The organism is Paraburkholderia sp. GAS206C (genome assembly GCF_050435645.1).
GTDB classification, from domain to species: Bacteria; Pseudomonadota; Gammaproteobacteria; order Burkholderiales; family Burkholderiaceae; genus Paraburkholderia; species Paraburkholderia phenazinium_B.
Map to the genome: position 1 here is coordinate 460,916 of NZ_JBNDKR010000002.1, position 21,230 is coordinate 482,145.

At 55.8% G+C, this 21,230-nt stretch carries 11 protein-coding genes; 6 read left to right on the forward strand and 5 right to left on the reverse strand.

Features of this window, described 5'->3' with window-relative positions:
• Positions 1 to 46 precede the first annotated feature (46 nt).
• From P3T20_RS06480 to gmd, 3 genes are all read right to left on the reverse strand, one after another.
• Positions 47 to 2,059: a glycosyltransferase family 9 protein gene (locus P3T20_RS06480; protein ID WP_429286441.1), complete on the reverse strand. Its 2,013-nt coding sequence runs from the start codon at positions 2,057 to 2,059 to the stop codon at positions 47 to 49.
• 317 nt (positions 2,060 to 2,376) lie between these two features.
• The gene (locus P3T20_RS06485; RefSeq protein WP_429286442.1) at positions 2,377 to 3,276 is read right to left on the reverse strand and encodes an NAD-dependent epimerase/dehydratase family protein; all 900 of its coding nucleotides are present in this window, start codon (positions 3,274 to 3,276) and stop codon (positions 2,377 to 2,379) included.
• A gap of 3 nt (positions 3,277 to 3,279) precedes the next feature.
• Entirely contained in the window at positions 3,280 to 4,314 is a 1,035-nt protein-coding gene (gene gmd / locus P3T20_RS06490) for a GDP-mannose 4,6-dehydratase (RefSeq protein ID WP_429286443.1), read from the reverse strand.
• Positions 4,315 to 5,160: 846 nt separating this feature from the next.
• Between gmd and P3T20_RS06495 the strand changes: the two genes are divergently transcribed.
• The 6 genes from P3T20_RS06495 (at position 5,161) to P3T20_RS06520 (ending at position 17,644) form a co-directional block, all read left to right on the forward strand.
• Entirely contained in the window at positions 5,161 to 6,612 is a 1,452-nt protein-coding gene (locus P3T20_RS06495) for a mannose-1-phosphate guanylyltransferase/mannose-6-phosphate isomerase (protein ID WP_429286444.1), read from the forward strand.
• Between the two features lie 748 nt (positions 6,613 to 7,360).
• Positions 7,361 to 9,070: a glycosyltransferase family 2 protein gene (locus P3T20_RS06500; RefSeq protein ID WP_429286445.1), complete on the forward strand. Its 1,710-nt coding sequence runs from the start codon at positions 7,361 to 7,363 to the stop codon at positions 9,068 to 9,070.
• A 44-nt stretch (positions 9,071 to 9,114) separates the two neighbouring features.
• Positions 9,115 to 12,297, forward strand: a complete 3,183-nt coding sequence (locus P3T20_RS06505) for a glycosyltransferase (protein ID WP_429286446.1) — start codon at positions 9,115 to 9,117, stop codon at positions 12,295 to 12,297.
• Positions 12,290 to 13,732 carry an FkbM family methyltransferase gene (locus tag P3T20_RS06510; RefSeq protein WP_429286447.1) on the forward strand — a complete coding sequence of 481 codons (1,443 nt, stop codon included), beginning with the start codon at positions 12,290 to 12,292 and terminating at the stop codon, positions 13,730 to 13,732. The genes P3T20_RS06505 and P3T20_RS06510 overlap by 8 nt, the downstream gene beginning before the upstream one ends.
• A complete protein-coding gene (locus P3T20_RS06515) occupies positions 13,729 to 16,833 on the forward strand; it encodes a glycosyltransferase (protein WP_429286448.1) in 3,105 nt (1,034 codons plus the stop codon). Before P3T20_RS06510 ends, P3T20_RS06515 begins: the two co-directional genes overlap by 4 nt.
• Before the next feature lie 286 nt (positions 16,834 to 17,119).
• Positions 17,120 to 17,644 carry a hypothetical protein gene (locus tag P3T20_RS06520; RefSeq protein WP_429286449.1) on the forward strand — a complete coding sequence of 175 codons (525 nt, stop codon included), beginning with the start codon at positions 17,120 to 17,122 and terminating at the stop codon, positions 17,642 to 17,644.
• 160 nt (positions 17,645 to 17,804) lie between these two features.
• Here P3T20_RS06520 and P3T20_RS06525 read toward each other — a convergent pair whose 3' ends face one another.
• Positions 17,805 to 19,679: a glycosyltransferase family 2 protein gene (locus P3T20_RS06525; RefSeq protein ID WP_429286669.1), complete on the reverse strand. Its 1,875-nt coding sequence runs from the start codon at positions 19,677 to 19,679 to the stop codon at positions 17,805 to 17,807.
• Between the two features lie 800 nt (positions 19,680 to 20,479).
• Entirely contained in the window at positions 20,480 to 21,226 is a 747-nt protein-coding gene (locus P3T20_RS06530; RefSeq protein ID WP_429286450.1) for an ABC transporter ATP-binding protein, read from the reverse strand.
• Positions 21,227 to 21,230 lie beyond the last annotated feature (4 nt).

The following is a 21,230-nucleotide window of genomic DNA, read 5'->3' on the forward strand; positions in this document are numbered from 1 at the left end:
AGAAAATTCGATGAACTGGGTTCGTATGGCATTGCCACTTGCCAAATCAATCCGTCGCATCGTGAGCTGAACGCCCTACGATGAACTGACGGCACAAGCGAAGTTCCTCTTCACTCAGAACAGTAACGAACTGCGAAAGCGCGTCGTCAAGGCGCGGTTGAGATAAATCGAGTGGCTTTTCGACCCGCGCCGTAGCAGCGGAACGAGAGGTCGCCCCTGCCCGGCGCTCCGCCGCACCTTGCTCGTACGCCTGATAACGAAGCGACAGCCATTCTGCCGGCCGGGGCGTAATAGAATAGACGAGACGCACACCGCGCTGACTACCCGGCAGCCACAAAAAGGCCCGTGCGGTCGTGAGAAAGACACGGCGTGCGAACTCTTTGCCCTTGAGCCGGCGCAAGACCGCCTGGGGACCGAACGACGCTAGCCGCCGCAACGCCGCCCATGGACCAAGCGACGCTGGCCGATGCGATGCGCGTAGCGGAGCGGTCACTCGCCCGGGCGAACTATTGAGCAATTGCGCCAGCCTTTCTTCAGCTTGTGCCGCTGCGCGCCGTGCTTCGTCAGTGCGTTGACCCTGTTCGGCTAGCGCGGTATCAGTTCGCCGAACTGTTTGAGTCAATCCGCGCGCCGACTGTTGCATTTCCTGTTGTATGGCGGCCGACCGTTCAGCCTCTGCGGCCTCGTGCGCCGATTGGCGAACAGACGCGGTCGAAGCCTCTACAGTGCGTTTCATAGCCGCCACTGCGCCCCGACTCTCAGCCGCCTCTGCCACCCGATTGCGCGCGCGACTCAGCAAGCGCTCGCTCGCTTCCAGCACGTGAGCGGGCGTGACGGCGTTCAGGCAAGGCACCCCCCAACGGCATTCGCCGGGTTCCGCCAGACCGCACGGCTGGCACGGTGTCCAGCCGCCGATCGCCACTGCGTTGACGCCAGCCGGTCGCCAGACCTCCATGCGGTCCTGGCCGGACAAAACAACAACCGTCGGTACATCAAGCGCGGCGGAAAGGTGGGACATCCCGGTGTCGTTGCTGACGCAGAGCGACGCGCCGGCAACGAATTGCGGGAGCTCCCCGAGAGAGCGGCCAATTACCAGTCGCACCCGCCCCTCGGGCAACAATGCCGAGAGACGTTGGGCATTCTGTTGCTCGGCCCTCCCGCCCAATATGACGATATCGAAATCATGGCGTTCAATGAGCGCGCGACCCACCTCCGCATATCGTTCGACGGGCCAGTTTCGGATTGCAGTGCCGGCACCTATGGAAAGCAACGCGAACTGCCTCGCAGATCCCAGTGGCGGCGAAGTATCCGTGAGGCAAGCCCGAATTGGGTGTGGATGCGGCGCGCCGAAGGCTGCGACGACCGTTGCGGCCAACATCTGGAGACGCAATTCGGCCTGAAGCGAGCGCGCTTTAAGCTCACCGGTCCCGATTGCCTGGGAGTACGGGACAATCAGGTCGAGGTGCGGGAGACCCGGCTCGATCGGCGCAGGAAATCCGGCACGATACCTTGTTCGGATCCGATACAGGACTGGCGTCGTGTCTTCACCGTACCGCAGATCGACGGCAAGGTCATAGCTATCCGGCAGCGAGGCGGCAACGGCATCCTGCAGTTGTCTGATGCGCTCTGGCGAACGATCCCATTCACGCGTGAGTGCCGGAAAAAAATCGAACAGCACAACGCTATCGACCAAACCCGATTGTCGCGCCCAGTCCTCGGCCCAACTTGCGCAGACCAGTGTGATATGCGCGTCGGGGAAACCCTCACGCAACATACGCATGGCCCGCATGCCCAGAATGAAGTCGCCGATATGGTCAAGCTTGAGAACGGCGAGACGGCGAATCGGCACGGGACGAGTGTCCCCAGCGGGCACGTCCATCACCGTGCCGCCGAGCCACACGAGTTCCGCAACAGGCGGCGGCACTTCAACTGACTGCGAGCCGCCCTGTGCAAACTGCACAAGCGGCAGATAGAGCTTTCGCGCCCAGCGCTCACGACGTGAGGCCGGTGGCGCCAGCTTTCGGCGCAGCCCCCTCAATCGGGTGATGAATCGAGCCATATATTTAGATCTGTTCCGACACAAGCCTATGCTTTTATCTTACGGCCAAAGAAATTTACTTGTCAGATTTTCGTGAAGCATCACGCTCTACGCCAATCGGTTGAGCAAGGTACTCGCTGTGGGTTTTTGAGCATAGCATGCCTCTCGACGCATAAAGAGATCGAGCACGGGGATCAGACAATTCCTGACGATGGTCGCTGACGCACAAGAGCTCCGCTGCATAGCCGAAGGATCGAATTGACATTTCGTCCACGCTCCTGAAATAGTAGAAACGTCGTCAGTGAACGATTCTCGGATTACGTACGAAGCTTAAGCGACTACGTTTCCGTCGGATGCTCCAACATCCAACGTAACGTCTCACGAAGGGGAATGGGCTGAAGCGCCCCGATCGCAGTGCGAAGCTCGTTGTTGCTGCCAATGAGCTTGTGGACCTCGTTCGCACGGACATAATCGAAGTTAACGCGTATTTCTGGATGGTGTACCGTAAGACCGCGCATGATGGCGATAATATCGAGCAGCGAATACCCAACTCCCGAACAGACGTTGAACGTGCGACCCGCGAATTTCCCCGTCAACAATCGGCTATATGCCGACACCACTGTTCGCACATCAGAGAAGTCGCGAATAACGTGAAGATTGCCCAGTTCGAGAACCGGAGCTTTATCACGAAAGTGGGAGACGATTTTCGGCAGCAGGAAATTACTGCTTTGACCCACGCCCGTATAGTTAAACGGCCGTGCGATGGTAATTGGGAGCTTTCCTTCCCACAAACGGGCAACAAACTCCATAGCGAGTTTGCTGATTGCGTAGTCGTTTGCAGGTTCAGGTTTAACCGACTCGTCGATTACCTCGCGGTCGGTGTTGCCGTACACATTGGCGCTACTGGCGAGCAGCACCGACTGAGGCTTGCAACCAGACTTTGTCAATGCTTCGAGCAGGTTTCGAGTACCCACGACGTTGGTCTGATAAACCTCGCTGACATCGCCATGCCCCACGAAAGCGATTGCAGCGAGGTGAACGACCGCGTCCGGCTTCTCGATGGCCAAGGTTTCTGTCAACGCCTCGCGATCGAGCAGGTCACAGACGCGCAAGCGCCACGAAACGTTCGAATCGGCCTTGCGAGCCAATCCGCATACTTCGTAGCCATCGCGGATCAGTTCTTTCGCGAGATAGCGGCCCGTGAAGCCGTCAGCGCCGGTGATAAAAACCTTTGCCATATATCAGAACGAGGTGCCAGCCTCGTTACGGCGGATGTCCGCCTCGACCATCATCTGGCACAACTGTTCGAGAGTCGTCTTCGGCTCCCAGCCAAGTTCCTTACGCGCCTTGGCCGGATCGCCAATTAGCAGATCGACTTCTGCCGGCCGGTGGAACTTGGGATTGATGCGGACGATGGTTTTACCGGACTTGGAGTCAATACCGGCTTCCTTGTCGTCTTGCCCCTGCCAAGCAATGTCGAAGCCAGCGGCGCGACCCGCCATCGTGACAAAGTCGCGGACGGTTTCAGTACGGTTGGTTGCCAGCACATAGGTATCGGGCTTATCGGCCTGGAGCATACGCCACATGCCTTCCACATATTCTTTTGCGAAGCCCCAATCTCTCTTCGCATCGAGATTGCCCAGTTCGAGCACATCAAGTTTGCCCAGACGAACCTTCGCAAGACTGTCGGTGATCTTGCGCGTCACGAATTCCCGACCGCGCAACGGCGACTCGTGATTGAACAGAATGCCGCTACAGCCAAAAATGTTATAGCTCTCGCGGTAATTGACAGTCATCCAGTGCGCGTAGAGTTTCGCAACACCGTATGGACTACGCGGATAGAAAGGCGTGCTTTCAATTTGAGGAACTGCCTGCACCTTCCCGAACATTTCAGAGGTGCTTGCTTGATAGAAGCGAATCTCAAGATTGACGATACGAATCGCTTCAAGAAGATTCAAGGCGCCGACGCCGGTTATCGCAGCGGTCGTAGCAGGTTGATCGAACGACACACCGACAAAACTCTGAGCCGCCAAATTGTAAATTTCTGTTGCTTTGGTTGTCTGAAGTAAACGGATGCTAGAGCCGAGATCAGTCAGATCATGTTCAACGAGATGCAGGTTCGGATGGTCCGATACCCCGACTTCCTCGATCCGCCAGAAATTCACGGAGCTGGTACGGCGATACGTGCCATAAACTTCGTAGCCCTTTTCGAGGAGGAGTTGCGCCAAATAAGCGCCGTCTTGGCCAGTGATGCCAGTGATGATCGCAACGGTCATTTGCTATCCGGTTGAGTGATGTATCAATACTTTGCCGCTAACTTCCGATACCCATCGACTCAAGCTGTCATGGACGAAATCGGAAAACGGCCGCTTCAGAACGATCGAGGCTGCGTGCGAAACTGAGCCGAGACGTTTGCTTGCAGTCTCAAGCCAGCTCAGCTACCCCGTCGTATGAGAATCGATGTGGCTTCGGCCGCCGCCACGCACGCTCGCAGATTCTCCGAACTTAGCGATGAGAGCGTTACAAGCGGGAAGCTACTCAGATGCGATGCGCTTTCCTGGTTTCTTCCACACACTTGCGACTACCAGGTTTTATGACGAGCAGCATCCATTCTCCAGCCCATGGTACGACACTATACCATCATCATCTTCCTCCACCTAAGCGCGGCAATGGGCGCAGAGGCACGGCCCTTGTGGCTTCGCGAGTGAGGATATTCTGCAGGAAGTCCTGACCGGCCAAGCTCAGCGCGGGTTGAACCGAGACGCGTCGCATCTCATCCGGATTCGCATCATGCGTTGTTACCGCGATTTGCAGGAGTCCTGCTCACCCCTGAATTTGCGTAGAATTTCCCTCCGCGCTATTGCCTTCGGAACACCACGCAGGGCTGCCGCTCACATTCCGATTTGCGGGGAACGCCGATCGCGTCTTGCCTGGCGTTACAATGCCGATTGCTATCTCAGCATGCACCGATACTCCTACGGACAACCGAGCGCCAGATTATCTGCCGTCCCGAACGACTGTAGCAGTATACGTGCCTAAGGCGATACCAGCGACCGAGGCTCAAAATTCCGCTAAAATCGCCGACTGCATGCCATCCTAGTACAACATTTTCGAGCAATTCCATGAAGATCATTCCCGTCATCATTTGTGGAGGCGCGGGGACACGACTGTGGCCAGTGTCCCGCGAAGCCTTTCCGAAGCCGTTGCTGAAACTGGCGGACGGGCAAAGCCTGCTGCAGAAGACATTTCTGCGAGCATCGCGCGTAGCGAATGCAGGTGAAGTCGTGATCGTTACGAATCGCGAGACTTATTTCCTCACGAAGGACGAATGCGTCGAGGTCGAAACTGGCGTTTCGCAGCTAGGGTTCATTCTGGAACCCACAGCTCGTAATACCGCTGCGGCAATCGCGGTGGCTGCAGAGGTCGTTCGTCAACAGCACGGCCCTGATGCCGTCATGCTGGTGATGCCCGCCGATCAATTGATCGAAGATGAAACCGCCTTCGGCGAGGCCGTGCAGCACGCCGTGGGTTCCGCACAGGAAGGTCGGCTCGTTACGTTCGGGATTCGCCCGACGGGTCCTGAAACCGGCTACGGTTACATTGAATTCGAAGCACAGCCGCTGCCCGGCGCGCAGGCTGTCCATAAGGTCGTACGCTTCGTCGAAAAGCCGGAACTGGAAGTTGCCAAGGCACTGGTGGCGGACGGCCGTCACCTTTGGAACGCCGGCATGTTCTGCTTCACCGCCGAGACGATGCTGGCCGAGTTGGCACATCATGTGCCAGGCGTTGCCGAACCGTCGCTCAATGCGGTGAACGAAGCGAAACGAAGCACGTCTAGCGACGGCTACGCGATCGAACTCGACAACGCACAGTTCAGCAAATCGGAGAACATCTCCATCGACTATGCGGTCATGGAGCGCTCAGATAACGTGAACGTGGTGCCTTGCGAAATGGGCTGGAGCGACATCGGCTCGTGGCAATCGATCAGCGAGCTGACGAAGCCCGATACACGCGGCAACAGGATTCATGGCGAGGCCGAGTTGCACGACGTTGATAACTGTTTTGTGCGCAGTGATGGCCGGCTGATCGGGATGGTTGGCGTTCACGACGTGATCGTGGTGGATACGGCTGATGCATTGCTGATTGCCGCCCGCGACCGCGCGCAGGATGTGAAGCAGATTGTCGCAAAGCTCAAGAGTGCGAATCATGATGCTTACCGCCTGCACCGCACTGTGCATCGTCCGTGGGGCACGTATACCGTGCTCGAGGAAGGCGACCGGTTCAAGATGAAGCGCATCGTTGTGAAGCCGGGCGCATCGTTGTCGCTGCAGATGCACCATCACCGTAGCGAGCACTGGATCGTCGTGAGCGGTTGCGCGGACATCGTCAACGGCGAGCAGGTTATTTCGCTGCAGCCCAACGAGTCGACGTATATCCCTGCTGGCCACAAGCATCGCCTGATCAATCCGGGGGTGATGAATCTGGTCCTGATTGAGGTCCAGTGCGGCGAGTACCTCGGCGAAGACGATATCGTCCGATTCGAAGACATCTACGGGCGCGCGCCGGCGGCATGAGCTCAGGCGCGCTTTGTGGGCCGCGCTGCGGCATCCCGCGGCCGTTGAGGGCGGCAAGCCCTGTCTCGACCGTAGGCGGTGAACGGCAGCGCCGTGGTCCACCATGGACAGGTCGCCGTACAGGCCTGAGTGAAACAAACGGGCATGCCTCTCCGATTCGTACGATTGTCGGTGTCCACATATCCGACATCCGTGAACCGAGCGACGGCTTAGATACGTCAAACACGACGTAGATCCTCGCTTCAAAAAATTGATTAGGCGCAGACGGCGCTTTCGCTCTCTAAGCGGGATCGACGCGATACGCGAGAATGCCTAGCAATTGAAGTCGGCGGTTCGTAGCCCAGACTTCCGATAATGCGGGTGTGACAGAGATTGGCCGAAATGCCTGGACGGACGGCCTCGATTACAGTCGACAATGGTTCGGAGTTCGCGGGCAAGGTGCTAGATGCAAAGGCTTACGAGACGAATGTAAGGCTGTCGTTCACCAGGCCAGCCAAACCGGTGGAAAAGGCCTAAATCGAAAGCTTCAGGAGCGTCTGCGGGAAGAAGCCCGAGCGAACACTTGTTTGTCTTTATGCGCCACATCGGGAGGTGATCGAATTATGGCAACTCGACTGGAACACCGAACGACTGCACAGTTCATTTGGTCACCTCACTTCCGAACGGTCGACCTAGGTGCGCGACGTAAGTCTGCAGTTTTTAACCTCGGACTCTAACTGCGGTCCGGACCAATACTGGGAGCAGTTCAATGGGACGCTACGACAACTACGGAGATTACGACGCTTGGGTACTCGGCCACGACTCGCTCAGCGAATCGGAGCGGACATTCATCCGCGAAGACATACGGCGCCTGTCGCGGTTGCCCTTGTTTTCGATCTTAGTCCTACCGGGGCAAGGTCAATCCTTGGCCGCAGCGCATGATCTCATTGCATCGCTGGAGGGGCAGATGTATCCCCATTGGGAATTACTTCTGCCGACCGGGAAAGATGTATCTATTTCAACAAACAATCGCCTACGTCAGATTATTGTCGTTGACCAAGAGGCTCCAGATCTTTTGCATCTTGTCAGCATAGCGGCCAATCTCGCCGAAGGAGAGTTTCTCCTGCCGGTCCCCGTTGATGCGATTCTAAGGCCGAATGCCCTATATGAGTTTGCAAAAGCGATCAACGCAGACAGTCATGCCAGCATCATCTATACCGACGAGGACTGTATCGCGCAAGACGGAAAAAGAAGCTCTCCAGTTTTCAAGACAGGGTGGGACCCAGACCTCGCCCTTGCGTCCAATTCGTTCGGGCTTCTTGTAGCCTACCAAGTTAAGCTGCTAGAGAGCGTTGGGCGGATTCAGGTACATTCGACCGACCCGTCCCTCGCGCTTTATGCACTATCTCTTCATCTTGGTTTCACTGCCGAGCCCAAACACATTCATCACTTGCCGCGTGTGCTGTGTCATCGGGCAAAGAACACATCGGTAACCGTGCAATTCGATGCAGAAGGTGCGCGCGCTATTCTGCGGCAATATCTGGCCAGTCAGGATCTAAAGGCAAGCGTTATAGCGGCACCCCTGGATTCCGAACAGACCTGGGTTGTACGTGACCTACCATCGCAATGTCCTCTGGTTTCGGTCATCATACCCACTCGCGATCGAGCAGGCCTTCTTGAGCGCTGCGTGCAATCAATTCTGGACAACACGCGCTATCCATTGTTCGAAGTTATCATCATCGATAACGATAGCCGTGAAGAGGAAACCGCGACACTGTTTGCAAGACTATCCACGCACGCGCGCGTTCGCATTCTCAAATCCCCAGGTCCATTCAACTACGCAAAGCTTAACAATTTTGCGGCGCTGGATGCGAAGGGCGAAATCCTCGTACTCCTGAACAATGACACTGCGACCATTGACTCAAATTGGATGGACGAATTGGTGGTGCATGCACTACGGCCCGACGTTGGCGCTGTTGGGGCAAAACTAATCTATGAAAATGGCCAGGTGCAGCACGCAGGCATGGTCTTCCAGCCTGGGATCGGCCCCGTGCATCAATTTCGTTTTGCCGAGCGAGCGGAACCCGGCCCTGGCGGGGCGTTAGCACTGACCCGATCTGTGATGATGGTCACAGGAGCTTGTTTGGCTTTGCGGCGCTCTCTGTATATCGAGGCTGGCGGCTTGGATGAGTGTCTGAGCGTTGCTTATAACGACATTGACCTCTGCATGCGACTTGGCGATCTGGGTTATCGAATCGTCTGGACGCCTAGGGCAGAGCTTTTCCATTTTGAGGGCATGTCGCGCGGCTATGACGATACTCCCGAGAAACGGGAGACCGCAACCCGAGAACACACCTATTTTACTCGGAGATGGGGTTCGCTTATGCATCGTGACCCCTTCAGAAACGACAATATTGACTATCATTGGGACAGCGTTCTGCTGTCGCAACGGACACGTTCTCTTTATTTTGGCCTATGATGACTTATCCGGACCTTTCTTCGCAAGTCAAGCAAGAGTCACCTGTGCAAACCGATATAGAACGACCGTCGGACCTTACGGCACTTGTTTCGCCCAGTCTTGACGAAGCTTTCTATCTTGATACGTTGGGCGACGTGAAGTCAAACGCGATCGTCTCTTGGTCGAACCACATACCTTTCGGTCAGTGGTTGATAGCAACACTACGTCCTCGTTTTGTCGTAGAGATTGGTCCGAACCAATCTATCATTAAGAGTTCGATCTTGAAGACGGTCAACCGTCTTCACCTTGACACCGTGTTCTCAAACATCGCGGCAGCTGACGCAGAGATTGGCAGGCAAGCATTTTCTGATGGCTCAATCGATCTGATGCATGTGACACATCTTGGATTGGATCAGGAATTCCAGAGCCTTTTCCTAACCTGGAAACCAAAACTCTCACAACGCGCCGTGGTCGTTATCCACAGGAGCGTAGATGACTCGGCTGCAAAGGCTGCTTGGTCCTGGTTGGAAGCGCGGAACCCGCATTTTGAGTTTATACACGCACAGGGACTCGGCATTGCGGCCGTGGGATCTGAGGTACCGCCCGACCTCGTTCCTCTTTTTACCGCAGCAAAAGACGGAAGCGCTGGCCGTTTTCGCAACCGCTTCGCAATACTAGGCAAAGCCTGTTCGGAAAACGCACAAATTGCCGAGGCAAGGCAGTTGAAAGAGACAATGGAGACGCTATGTCAGACGATTCGCCAGGAGCAACGAAAAGTCAGAGAAGGCGAGCGAGCGCGCCAGCAGATAGCATTTCGCCTAGGCATAGTCCGGCGGGATCTTTATGAGTCGCAGCTGCAGAGTGGCGCAATCCGCGCCGAGCGTGACCTCGCCATTCAAGAACGGGATACGATCATCTCATCCCGTGCTTGGGCTGTAACGACTCGTTTAATAAGACTGGCTGTGCGTTTTCCCCGCATCAGCCGATGGGGCTGGCGGTTTACAAGGCTTGCTTGGTGGACGGTCACGCTCCAGCTATTCCGGCGGCTTCGAGAATGGCGAACAATTCGCGCCACGTTGGCTGTGCAAGCGCGTGCTGCCACCCCTACTCCGGCTAGTGCCCCTAAGACTACCGAGAACATCTCTACGTCAGCAGTAAAATCTGAACGTTCGCTAAACGGATACTTGGCGAGCGAAGCAGAGGCTGCTGCTCAGATTCGAGCCGACTATCTTTCCTTCGTCAAAGGAGAGGAACGCCTCACCTTCCCGACCGTGGCAAAGCCACAGTTTTCAGTTATCGTGACAGCTCGCGCGCCCGCGTATGGACTGCTCCACAGTCTGAAAATGCTCCGAGACTGCGCCAGTGTGTCGTTCGAGATTATCGTCGTTAGTGCAGCTTCAGATGAAACGGTAGAACTTCTGTCTCGGATCGACGGCATCACCGCTAGATATGCCGCCTCGTCTGAGGGACTGGTTCAGGCAGTCAATCAGACTGCCAAAGAGGCTAGGGGCCAGTTTCTTGTGTTTATTGAAGATAGTGCATTTGTCAACTGCGATAGTCTGAAAACGGCGCAGCAACGGCTCTCCGAAGCCACCGTTGGAGCGATCACCGGACGCATTCTGCGGACGTCTGGTTTGGTTTGGGAGGCGGGAGGAATGATTTGGTCCAACGGTGAGTTGGCAAAGTATGGCGAGGGGCTCAGTCACGACCAGGGCGAAGTAATGTTCCGCCGCCACATTGATTTCACTGGAAGCACTCTTCTCATCACGCAGAAGGAGACATTCGATCGAGTTGGCGGGCTTGACGAGAGCTATACCACCTTTTCATATGGCTACGCAGACTACGCGATGCGTCTGAGCGACATTGACCTTGCTGTCACCTATGAACCACAGTTGATAGCGAACATCGTCGTGCTCGATCACGAGAAAACTGCTCTTGAGGTGACGCGCAAAGACTGTCAGCGGCTCGTTCGACAACATGGCGCCTCTTTGTCTTCTTTTCACTTGCCCGCCTATGCGCAAAATTCCTTAGCCGGACGCTCGCGCAAGTCAGCAAATTCGAAGCGGCTGTTGATGATCGACAACGAACTACCGTATCGCGCACTTGGCTCAGGTTATCCTCGCGCAAACGAAATGCTCTGTGTCGCCGCAGAACTTGGATGGTCCGTTACGCTGTTTCCATTGCGTCGGTCCGACTTTGATTGGGATTCCGCACGGCTCGAATTGCCCCTAGAGATAGAAATCATCAAGCGGCATGGCCCACAAGCACTACGAGACCTACTGGAGGAACGGAAAGGATATTATCAAGTCATTCTTGTGAGCCGACCGGACAACATGGAGGTATTCCAAGATACCGTACGGGATACCCCGGAGTTTCTTCTTGGGGCAAAGCTGGTCTACGATGCTGAGGCCGTTTTTACAAAGCGGGAGTTGGTGCGAGCGGCATTGGAGGGCAATCCATATTCCAATGACCAGGCCGCCGTCATGTTAGATGCAGAGGCGAAGATCGCAAACGGTGCCGATAGCATTACCTGTGTTACGGAAGCGGAAAAGGAATTCTTTAGCAAACGACATGATATGCCTGTCCATGTTATTAGCCATTCCGTGCGCCAGAGTAGTCGATCACCAGAATTCTCCGAACGCGAGGGCTTTCTATTCATTGGCCGCCTTCTTGAACCTACCGCACCAAACTGGATGGGCCTAAAATGGTTCATCGATACCTGTTGGCCTGTTGTTCGCAACGCCATTCCCGATGCGACGCTGACGGTGATCGGTCACCTCCACCCGGGCCATGCCGAACTGGCTCAGCCAGGAATTTTGCTACTTGGCGCAATCGATGACCTTTCTCCTTATTACGATAAGGCTAAGATCTTTGTGGCCCCGATACGCTTCGCGGCCGGTGTTCCAATTAAGATATTGGAAGCCGCCGCCGCGGGCCTTCCTGTCGCCGGAACCGCCTTGATGGCAGAACAAATGCTTTGGACACCAGGCGTCGAAATTATGGCGGACGACGATCCCACGCGTCTTGCTAAAGCATGTGTTGATGTCTATGAGAGCGCCGCCGCATGGAATATGATGCGCGAAAACGCACAGGCGCAAATTTCGCAAACCTACAGCCCTGAGGCATTCCGCCAAAATTTGGATGCGGTTCTGTCAGGTCGGCCAGATTCTGCATCTCATCAAGGGGACTTTCGTCCTTCATTAGGGGTGAATCGCCACATCAAATCCGAGAGCGCTCCAAGTGTCTAATTTCATAACCTATGCGCAGAATTTCGAAGACCTGATGCTATGGCGCGCACTGCGCAAAATTGAGACAGGCTTCTATATTGACGTAGGCGCAGCCGATCCTGATGACGACTCTGTCACGCGAGCTTTCTATGACCGAGGCTGGCGCGGTATCAATGTAGAGCCGACCCCTGAACACTTTGCAGCACTCAAGGCCGCGCGACCGCGCGATACAACGCTGCAGTGTCTTGTCGGCGCGCAGGAAGGTGTTGGCACATTGCATCATTTTGCCGATACCGGATTGAGCACAATGGATGCAACTTTTGCGGCGCGCCACGTCGTTCAAGGCCGCGAGGAGGCGGTTTTGTCGCTGCCTATTCTCTCGCTCGCCGAAATCTGCCGCCAGTACGCCTCAGGCGCGATTCACTTTCTCAAGATCGACGTCGAGGGAGGCGAGGCAGACGTTCTTCGGGGAGCTGACTTCTCGACCTTTCGCCCTTGGATCGTGGTCGTTGAGGCGACGGAGCCTGGATCGCAGGTACCTAACTGGTCAGGATGGGAACACTTTCTAGTCGCAGCAAACTATCGCTTTGCTTGGTTCGATGGACTTAATCGCTTTTATATCGCGGCTGAAAACTGGGAAGCACTTAGCCCCGCTTTCGAGGCGCCACCGAATGTTTTTGATCTATGGATCCAACCTCGCGGAAAGCAGAAGCAAACGTTAAATTTTGCTTTTGATGAAATCGGTCATCTGCGTTCCGAATTGGCGGCAGCGCATCAGCGCATCGCCCTGACGAACAGCGCAAATGAGTTGGCGCAAGTCAAACTGCGCAGTGATCTCGATCGCATCCATGCTGTCATGATCAGCGAGCGTGTTGAAGTGGGGCGACTTCGTGAGCAGCTGTCGCGAGCAGATGCGGAGGCAGATCGGCACGCCGCAGAAATGGCTCGCCTTCGAGCTGAGGCGGCGCGATTAGATGAGGCTCTTACTGCAGAAAGCCGCGTCCGCTGCCAGACGGAGTTACAGCTTGTTGCCGTCTATCAAAGCCGCTCCTGGCGTGCCGGGGCCCCTCTAAGGAGCATTGGAAAGCTTTTACGCGGCCAATCGGTGAGGCCGCAGTTCCGACAGATCCTGCGTGGTGGAGTGTGGCGGATCATCCACTTAGTGGTTCGACTACCTGGGGGCCGTCTGGCAAGCCGCATATTTCGCAGCGCCATGCCGGAGACCTATGCGGCGATTCATGATCGTTACGCCGCTCGTCGCGGAGCAGCCCCGGTAGTGGTTCCGGTTCCGCAAGAGACTTCTCTTGTAGAAGAGCCACCCCCTGTAGTTGCCTCTGTTCCACAAGAGAGTTCTCTCGGACAAGAGGCACGGCTATCGGCATCGCAAACAGACACTTTGAGCCCGGAAGAGATACGTGTTCTGGCACGATTGAGCGCAAGAGTCCAAAATACATGAGAATTGTCATCGATCTTCAAGGCGCTCAAGGCGTCAATCGCAACCGCGGTATCGGCCGGCTTTCGCGTGCTTTGGCAAGAGCAATGATCATTGGGGCAGGTCCACACGAGACATTCGTTCTGGTCAATGAGGCTGCTCCAGAAGCGGCCGAGCAGCTCTTAACAGAATTTTCAGCGCTTTTGCCGAGACAAAACATCTGCTTCTGGCGGGGTATCGCCAAGGCCTCAGCGATCGGAGACGCAGAAAGCGTTGCTCGGCGCAGAGCGAGCGAGCGGATCCGCGCACAGCGGATTGCTGGCCTCGAAGCTGACGTTGTATTTATGACATCGGTGGTAGAAGGTGCGACAGACGACACAGTAACGAACTGGCCATCTGGTCTGATGCGACCGCCGCACGTGGCCACCTTCTATGATGCAATTCCGCTCATGAATCCCGACCAATATTTGCGCGGAATCTGGAAACCGCTTGCTGGTTGGTATTTAGGTCAAGTGCAAGAACTCCGTCTATGCGACGGGCTGGTCGCAATATCAGAATCCGCCCGGCAAGAGGCGATTGACTATCTGAACTACGATCCGGCGCAGGTTGAGAATATCCGGGCAGGATTTGATCGTGCCGTGTTTCGCCCTGTTGCGCCGGCGCCGGACCAACAAGAGGCGTTTCTGTCTCGACATGGGCTGCGTGCAGATTATATTCTCTTTGTTGGCGCGGGTGACGCCCGCAAAAACGAGCTGGGTCTCCTTCAAGCTTATGCACTGTTGCCGGAAGCTTTGCGCAGACGCCATCAGTTGGTAATCGTCGGCGCGTCTTACCCCGAGCGACTGCAAGAGACGGCCGCCTCCTATGGCGTGGGTAAGGAGGATCTTGGACTGATCCGGCACGTCTCTGAAGACGACTTGCCCATCATGTATGCGCTTTCAGGCGTCTTTGTCATGCCGTCGAAGCACGAGGGCTTCGGTCTGCCAGCGCTCGAAGCTATGGCGTGCGGGGCGGCCGTGATCGCCAGCGGCACGACAAGTCTGCCCGAAGTTGTCGGTCGAGAAGACGCGCTTTTCGATCCGAACGATCCCGCAAGCATTGCTTTGAAACTGAAAGCTACTCTTGAAGACGCGGCTTTCAGACAAGATCTCAAATTGCATGGGCTGGCGCGGGCGGAGGAATTTACTTGGGAGGAGAGTGCACGGCGTTGCTGGGCAGCGCTTGAAGGTTGGCATGCGCGCAACGCATTCTCGGCGCAGCCAACGGCAGGTAGCGTAGCGGCAAGAAAACCTCGTCTGGCCTATGTAAGTACTTGCGCGCGCGCGCTCAGCGGCCTTCCGGACACTGGGACAGATCTTCTTCCTGAGCTTGCGCGATATTACGATATTACGCTTGTCACAGATACCCAATCAGAGGAGGGATTGGATCGCGTAAGGTCGATCTTCCCCACGATGCCGACGAGTCGTTTCGCCGCGGACCTTGGCTTCGACCGGATCGTCTACGATCTTCGTGATACTGAGCCGCATAGCGAGATCGTGCGGCGCCTTTTGCCGCGGCAACCTGGCGTCGTCATCTTGAATGACCCTTCGCTGAATGGCATCGCTTTTGCGGAGTTTCGACGGACGGGCGAAAAGGAAAGGCTGGCACGAATACTTTTTGAAAGCCATGGTTGGCCCGCAGTTGCGGCACTCCCCGATCAACCTACACAGGCGGCGCTCCAAGAATGGCCGTGCACGTTGCCGCTCTTTCAGGATGCGCTCGCCATAATTCAACATTCTCGCAAGGCCAGTGTCCTTGCGACGCGGCGTCTCGGCCCTGAATTCGAAAAGGTCGTGACGATACTGCCACACTGCCGTTGGACGGCACCGCCGATAACAAAGGCTCGGGCCCGCGAGCAATTACAATTACCTTCGGACGCGCTCGTGGTCTGTAGCATTGTTGCTGGGCGTTATGGTCAACACGCCATGGATCTTTTATCGATCTGGAAGGAGATCATCGTCACGCGGCGGGATGCGCGGTTCGTTTTCGTCGGATCTGTCCCAAGCGAACTAGAATCTGCTTTACGAGAGAGCGCTACGCAGGGCGGCTTTGTCGAACAATTTATAATAACAGGCCGTCTGGAGTTCGATCGTTATGGTTTGTGGCTTGCAGCTGCAGACATAGCACTTCAACTAGACCAAGCGTCCGTCGCCGATGCAACCGACGCAATTGTTGACGCGATGGCCGCGGGGCTGCCGGTCATGATCCCGAAGCAGCTTGCGGAACTCGGCCAGTTTCCGGCGGCCACCATCCTCACCGTGAAGGATGACGCTTCGCAAGGGGAGATCGTCGCTTCTCTTAGAGAAATCTTAGCCGATACAGAACGGCTTGCGGCTTTGGCTCATGCTGCATCTCGCTACGCACGTGTGGAGCTTTCTCCCGCAATCGTCGCAAGTGGCTACCGATCTGCGATCGAGCAGGCCTACTCTCAAGGCGAGATGACGCGGTTGCAAGCGGTGCTGCCAGACATGCCCGAGGGAAATGATGAAACCGTCGTACGGGCTCTGGCGGAGACCTTCACAGTACAAGCACCACAGCGACTGATGCTTGGAATTGCCACCGGACCCCTGAAGTCTGTGCCAACACATATAAGTTCTGAGTGGGTCAGGGATCTTCTCAAAACATCCCACGAGGGATGGATTGTGGAGACTGTTAGGTTCGACGACGAAGGTTTACGTTGCAGCCGCAGCGGCGCGGCCACCCTTTTAGGGCTCGACGATTATGGTCTGCGGGATACGCCGGTTCTTGGCTCGGCCAAGGACATTTTGGTCTTGTCTGATACCGCAGACTGCCTCTCCGGTGAGACCATTCAGGAGTTGCGCCGCCTGCGCCGACGAGGTGTACGATTAATCCTAATGCCGGATGATACGCCCGACGAAATCGAAAGCGATATTCTGCGCCTAGCAGATGGCGTTCTCTGCGCATCGGCCGCAATAGCCGATCGATATAGAGCGGCAATCGAGCGTTGCAGGTTGATGCGATGCGATCCGATCCCCGTCAGTGTTGTAAATTGTAGCGATCCAGGGGTGACGCACGCTTTTTTTGATCTGCTCCAGGGGATCATGACCAATCCAGCAGCCTCTTAGAAAAGCAGCTGGTTGGATTGACGTCATCTGATCGCGGAACGTATGAATTGGACGGAATGGAGGTGGCTCAAGCTGCCTCTTCTGACACAGGGAAGCGGCAACTCTGACGCGCCGATCCACGTGTGGGTAGCTAAACGCGATGACGTTCGTGGGTGCATCCTTCGCCGAGCGCAGATGCGCCAATTGGCCATCTGCGTATTCATCAAGAATTGAACGCGGCACGAATTCTTTGAAGCTGATCAAGAGGAAGCCGGGACTCCGCTGGCTGAGAGTCTAACGACGAGACATGACGTCGATGAAAAAAAGTCTCACGATCATACCAACTAAAATTGACATCAACGACATCCGAAGACGCTCGATCAAGCGCGTCCGTTCGTTTCTTGATATTTTCTTTGGAATAACGCCGTGCTATACGGTACGCCTCGCGCCAACCGACATCAGGCGAGATATATCGGCCAATCCGGTGTGCGGCGACTACCGGGTGCTTTTCGAGCAAATCATATGGTACGGTCAATGCGAAGGGCTTGATTTTTTCGTATGTCCGCAACCACGCTTTAATGGTAGCGATTGCCTGATCTTCCGGGAAACCGAAAGTCGTTATCCACGAAGCCGCGGCATCTTCCGGGCGGCGCATTGTGCAAACCACTCGAACGGCTCCATGAGCGACGAGCCGAAGCGCAAGGTCATCGGGCTCATGCGACTTTATCAAAAGATGATCGCAATCGGCGGTAAGTTGTTCGACGACCTGATTGGTCGCTTCCTGATGAACCGCTCCCCGAGCAAGAAGCACTTCTCGCACTATATTAAATGAGAAAGTCGATCCGCTTCTCTGCATCCCGGCGATAAGAACGATCATTTTCTACTCCAGAAAAACCGCTAAATAGTTGCCCCGCATTATGTCATTTTCCGCGCTGCTGCAAAATGCCGGCCGGAGAACGGCACTAGGGTCTGCTCTCGCACACTCTGGCCTCTCACCCCAACGCCTCAACCCGAGGCGGCCACGCAAGACTAAAGTCTTCAAAATCCAACGTCAGGTTGGGACTATAAGAAGGATCCCTCGACACCACGTCACCCCAACGCTGCTGCATGTAGGCAATTTCCCGCAAAAACTGAACCCGTCTTTGAGGGTCGACTTCGTCGCCCCGCGTTGCCGACTCATAGTGATAAAGCTCAGCGTAGGGTGTCCAGACGTTGCGATAGCCGGCTTCCCGGACGCGCAAGCAAAAGTCGATATCGTTGAACGCGATCGTCAGGTCTTTTTCGTTTAACCCGCCCACGTCCTGATAGATCGATTTGCGTATGACGAGGCACGCAGCCGTTACTGCGGAATATGAACCGATCAGACAGGTTCTCCCGAAGTAACCATAAGCCGGCCTTTTGGCATGTTTGTTTGCATGCCCAGCCACACCTGCAATGCCGAGCACAACACCGCCATGTTGCAACGTATCGTCCGGGTAATACAGTTTGGCCCCGACGGCCCCTACTCCCGGTTGCATCGCGAGGCCCACCATTTCGGAAAGCCAAGCTGGTGAGATCACTTCGATATCGTTGTTGATCAGAGCGACAAACTCCCCTCTCGCCTGCGCGACAGCCGAATTATTCAACGCTGAATAGTTGAAAGGGCGGTCATCGCGCAGCACGTGGATACGGGCATCCTGACTCAGTGAATCAAAGTAGCGCAGCGCTTCTGGATCGTCCGAACCGTTGTCGACAACGATGATTTCGTAGTTCAAGTAAGTGGTCTTGCCGACAATGCTATCAATGCACTGCCGCATCAGATTCAGTCCGTTCCGCGTGGGGATGATAAGACTAACCAGCGGCAGCGTTGCCGGTAATGAGTAGCGCGTGTGATAGCCACGCGTGACCCACTCAACGCTGGCCGCCACGCCTCGCCTTGCGAAGTGTTCGTTGAGCGCGCGTTCGCCAGCCAATGCCGCATATGGCTTCGCATCAGCCCCACCCGCCGTGCTTTCTGCATGAACGCGCCAGTGGTATAGCACGCGCGGAATGTGATGGATCGCATCGTCGTCTACGTGCTCGATGCACCGCAATACCAGGTCGTAATCCTGCGAACCCTCAATGCCAATGCGAAAGCCTTCGACGGTATCCAACAGGGGCTTATGGTAGACGCCAAGATGACTGAAGAAATTTTGCGAGTAAAACAGGTCCCGGTTCCAATCGCACTTGAAATACGGGTCGTGACGACGACCTGAAGCATCCATCTTGTCTTCGTCTGAATAAATCAGCCGAGCCGAGGGATTCGCAACAATCGCATTGGCCACGCAATACAACGCGTGCTCCGGCAACAAGTCGTCGTGATCCAGGAGAGCGACCCACTCTCCAGTAGCAAGCTGCAATGCGCTATTCGACGCCGCGGAAATATGCCCGTTCTGCTCGCGAAATATCACCTTGATCCGTGGATCTTCCCGAGACATCTGCTCCAATAGAGGACGAATCGCTGGATCGGTGGATAGATCGTCGGCGATGCAGAGCTCCCAGTTCGGATACAACTGGTTGCGTACCGATTCAATCGCCTCTTTCAACCATTCCGGTTTCGGGTTGTACGTCGGCATCACTACCGAGATAAGCGACTTGTCTGGCATTATCGCGATCCGCCGTCGAATCGCTGCGCGCTGCTCGTCGTCTATGCGGTCGTAGCGCTGAATCCACTCATCGTAGTCATTTCGCCTGGCGCTCTCATGCGATAAGTCTCTACGCTGGCGAAATCCGTTCCGCAAACCAGCAATGCCCTCCCTACGATATAGGCTGAGCACTTTGCGAATCATGGGCTTGACCCCGCCGCTTGCACGCACAGCGCGCCCCACCATTCCCACCAGATGCCGCATCCGCAACAGGCTGGCTCCAGGCCAACGCAACGGTGCAGTTAAACGCCAGCTGACGGAATGAAGCACAGCATCCATGTTTCGCTGCAGCTCGGCGACGCTCCCATCGCGTCGGGCCACGTCATCCTGCAAGAAGAGGATCTGCCGCTCAAGCTCCTTGACGTTTTGCTGCAAGTCAGAAATCTGACGCGCCTTCCCGGCAATCCCCTCTTCGAGGCTAACATCCTCAGTCCGGCGGATGTCTTGCCCCGCAATAGAGCCTCCTCCTAAGCTGCTGTTTTGAGCGGCGGGTAACTTACGCACGACGCACATCGAGTTGACGAACTCGACCGAATGAATCGATGCCAGCAATTTGAAAAACGCGATCGACGAATCGGTGTGGTACCGATCGCCGACATCATCTGGATCGCCGCTACGCTGGAGATCTTCGACAATAAAGATTCCCCCATCTTCGAGTTTCGGGAAGTAACTCAGGAACGATTTGACGATATCGCGCGAAGTACGCGAGCGGTCATCAATGACAATATCGAAACGCTCCCCGTGGTTTGCAACGTCCTGCTCGGCTTCCAGCTTCTCATCGCCGACTAGCTTGTTCGCATTTCTAAAGAATTCCGACCATATCTCAAGCGACCCACTGTTCCGCATGCCGACCACAAGGAGATTGATTGGCCGGTCGCGATACGGAGCAAGAATTCGATCAAGGTCAAGCGACCCTGTTTCCGACACCTTTCCACGGTGCTGCAGATATAGCTGTTCTAATGTTTTCATCGTGGGAGAGCCCGCAGATAACGTCGCTTGCTCACTCAGTCCTGTGCTTCGTACTGGGACACAACTTCTTCCACCGGTCCGAATGCCCGCACGTGGCCGCGCTCCATCCACAAAGCCTTGTTGCACACTTTGCGGATTTCCTTATTCGCGTGCATCGCCAGCACGACAATTTCAGCGCGGCTATGCAGGTCCGCGAGTCGGTCTTGTGCCTTGTGCATGAACGACGCGTCACCTACTCCCATCACTTCGTCAAGCAGAAGAATCTCCGCATCGACTGCGGTCGATACCGCAAAAGCGAGTCGCACGCGCATACCGCTTGAATAGGTACGCAGCGGCAGATCGAGATAGTCACCGAGATCGGAGAACTCCGCGATCGACTGTTGCTTTGCGCGGATCTCCGCATCGGACATCCCGAGAAGCAGGCCGCGCAACCGGATGTTTTGCATTCCGGTAGAGTTCTCGTCCATCCCGAGACTGATGTCGAGCAACGGCACAACCTTGCCTGAGCTGACGACTGACCCGTGCGTCGGAGAATAGATACCCGCCATCATGCGAAGTAATGTCGACTTGCCGGCACCGTTACGGCCGATCAAGCCGATCCGGTCACCCTTCTCGAGACGAAGATCGACGTTGTTGACTGCGCGAACAACAACCACACCATCAGTGCCTTCTGCGATGGTGTTCCGGCGGCCCATGCGCAGCACTGTCTTCTTCAGTGAACGGCCTTGGACGTCGTAAATGGGCAAGTCGAGCGTCGCGCCCTTAAGTTCGATATATGCCATGATT

Excerpts from the sequence above, each read along its gene's own strand:
- P3T20_RS06480 (WP_429286441.1), bottom strand. The coding sequence starts at position 2,059 with ATGGCTCGATTCATCACCCGATTGAGGGGGCTGCGCCGAAAGCTGGCG.
- P3T20_RS06485 (WP_429286442.1), bottom strand. The coding sequence starts at position 3,276 with ATGGCAAAGGTTTTTATCACCGGCGCTGACGGCTTCACGGGCCGCTAT.
- gmd (WP_429286443.1), bottom strand. The coding sequence starts at position 4,314 with ATGACCGTTGCGATCATCACTGGCATCACTGGCCAAGACGGCGCTTAT.
- P3T20_RS06495 (WP_429286444.1), top strand. The coding sequence starts at position 5,161 with ATGAAGATCATTCCCGTCATCATTTGTGGAGGCGCGGGGACACGACTG.
- P3T20_RS06500 (WP_429286445.1), top strand. The coding sequence starts at position 7,361 with ATGGGACGCTACGACAACTACGGAGATTACGACGCTTGGGTACTCGGC.
- P3T20_RS06515 (WP_429286448.1), top strand. The coding sequence starts at position 13,729 with ATGAGAATTGTCATCGATCTTCAAGGCGCTCAAGGCGTCAATCGCAAC.
- P3T20_RS06520 (WP_429286449.1), top strand. The coding sequence starts at position 17,120 with ATGACGTCGATGAAAAAAAGTCTCACGATCATACCAACTAAAATTGAC.
- P3T20_RS06525 (WP_429286669.1), bottom strand. The coding sequence starts at position 19,679 with ATGCGGCATCTGGTGGGAATGGTGGGGCGCGCTGTGCGTGCAAGCGGC.
- P3T20_RS06530 (WP_429286450.1), bottom strand. The coding sequence starts at position 21,226 with ATGGCATATATCGAACTTAAGGGCGCGACGCTCGACTTGCCCATTTAC.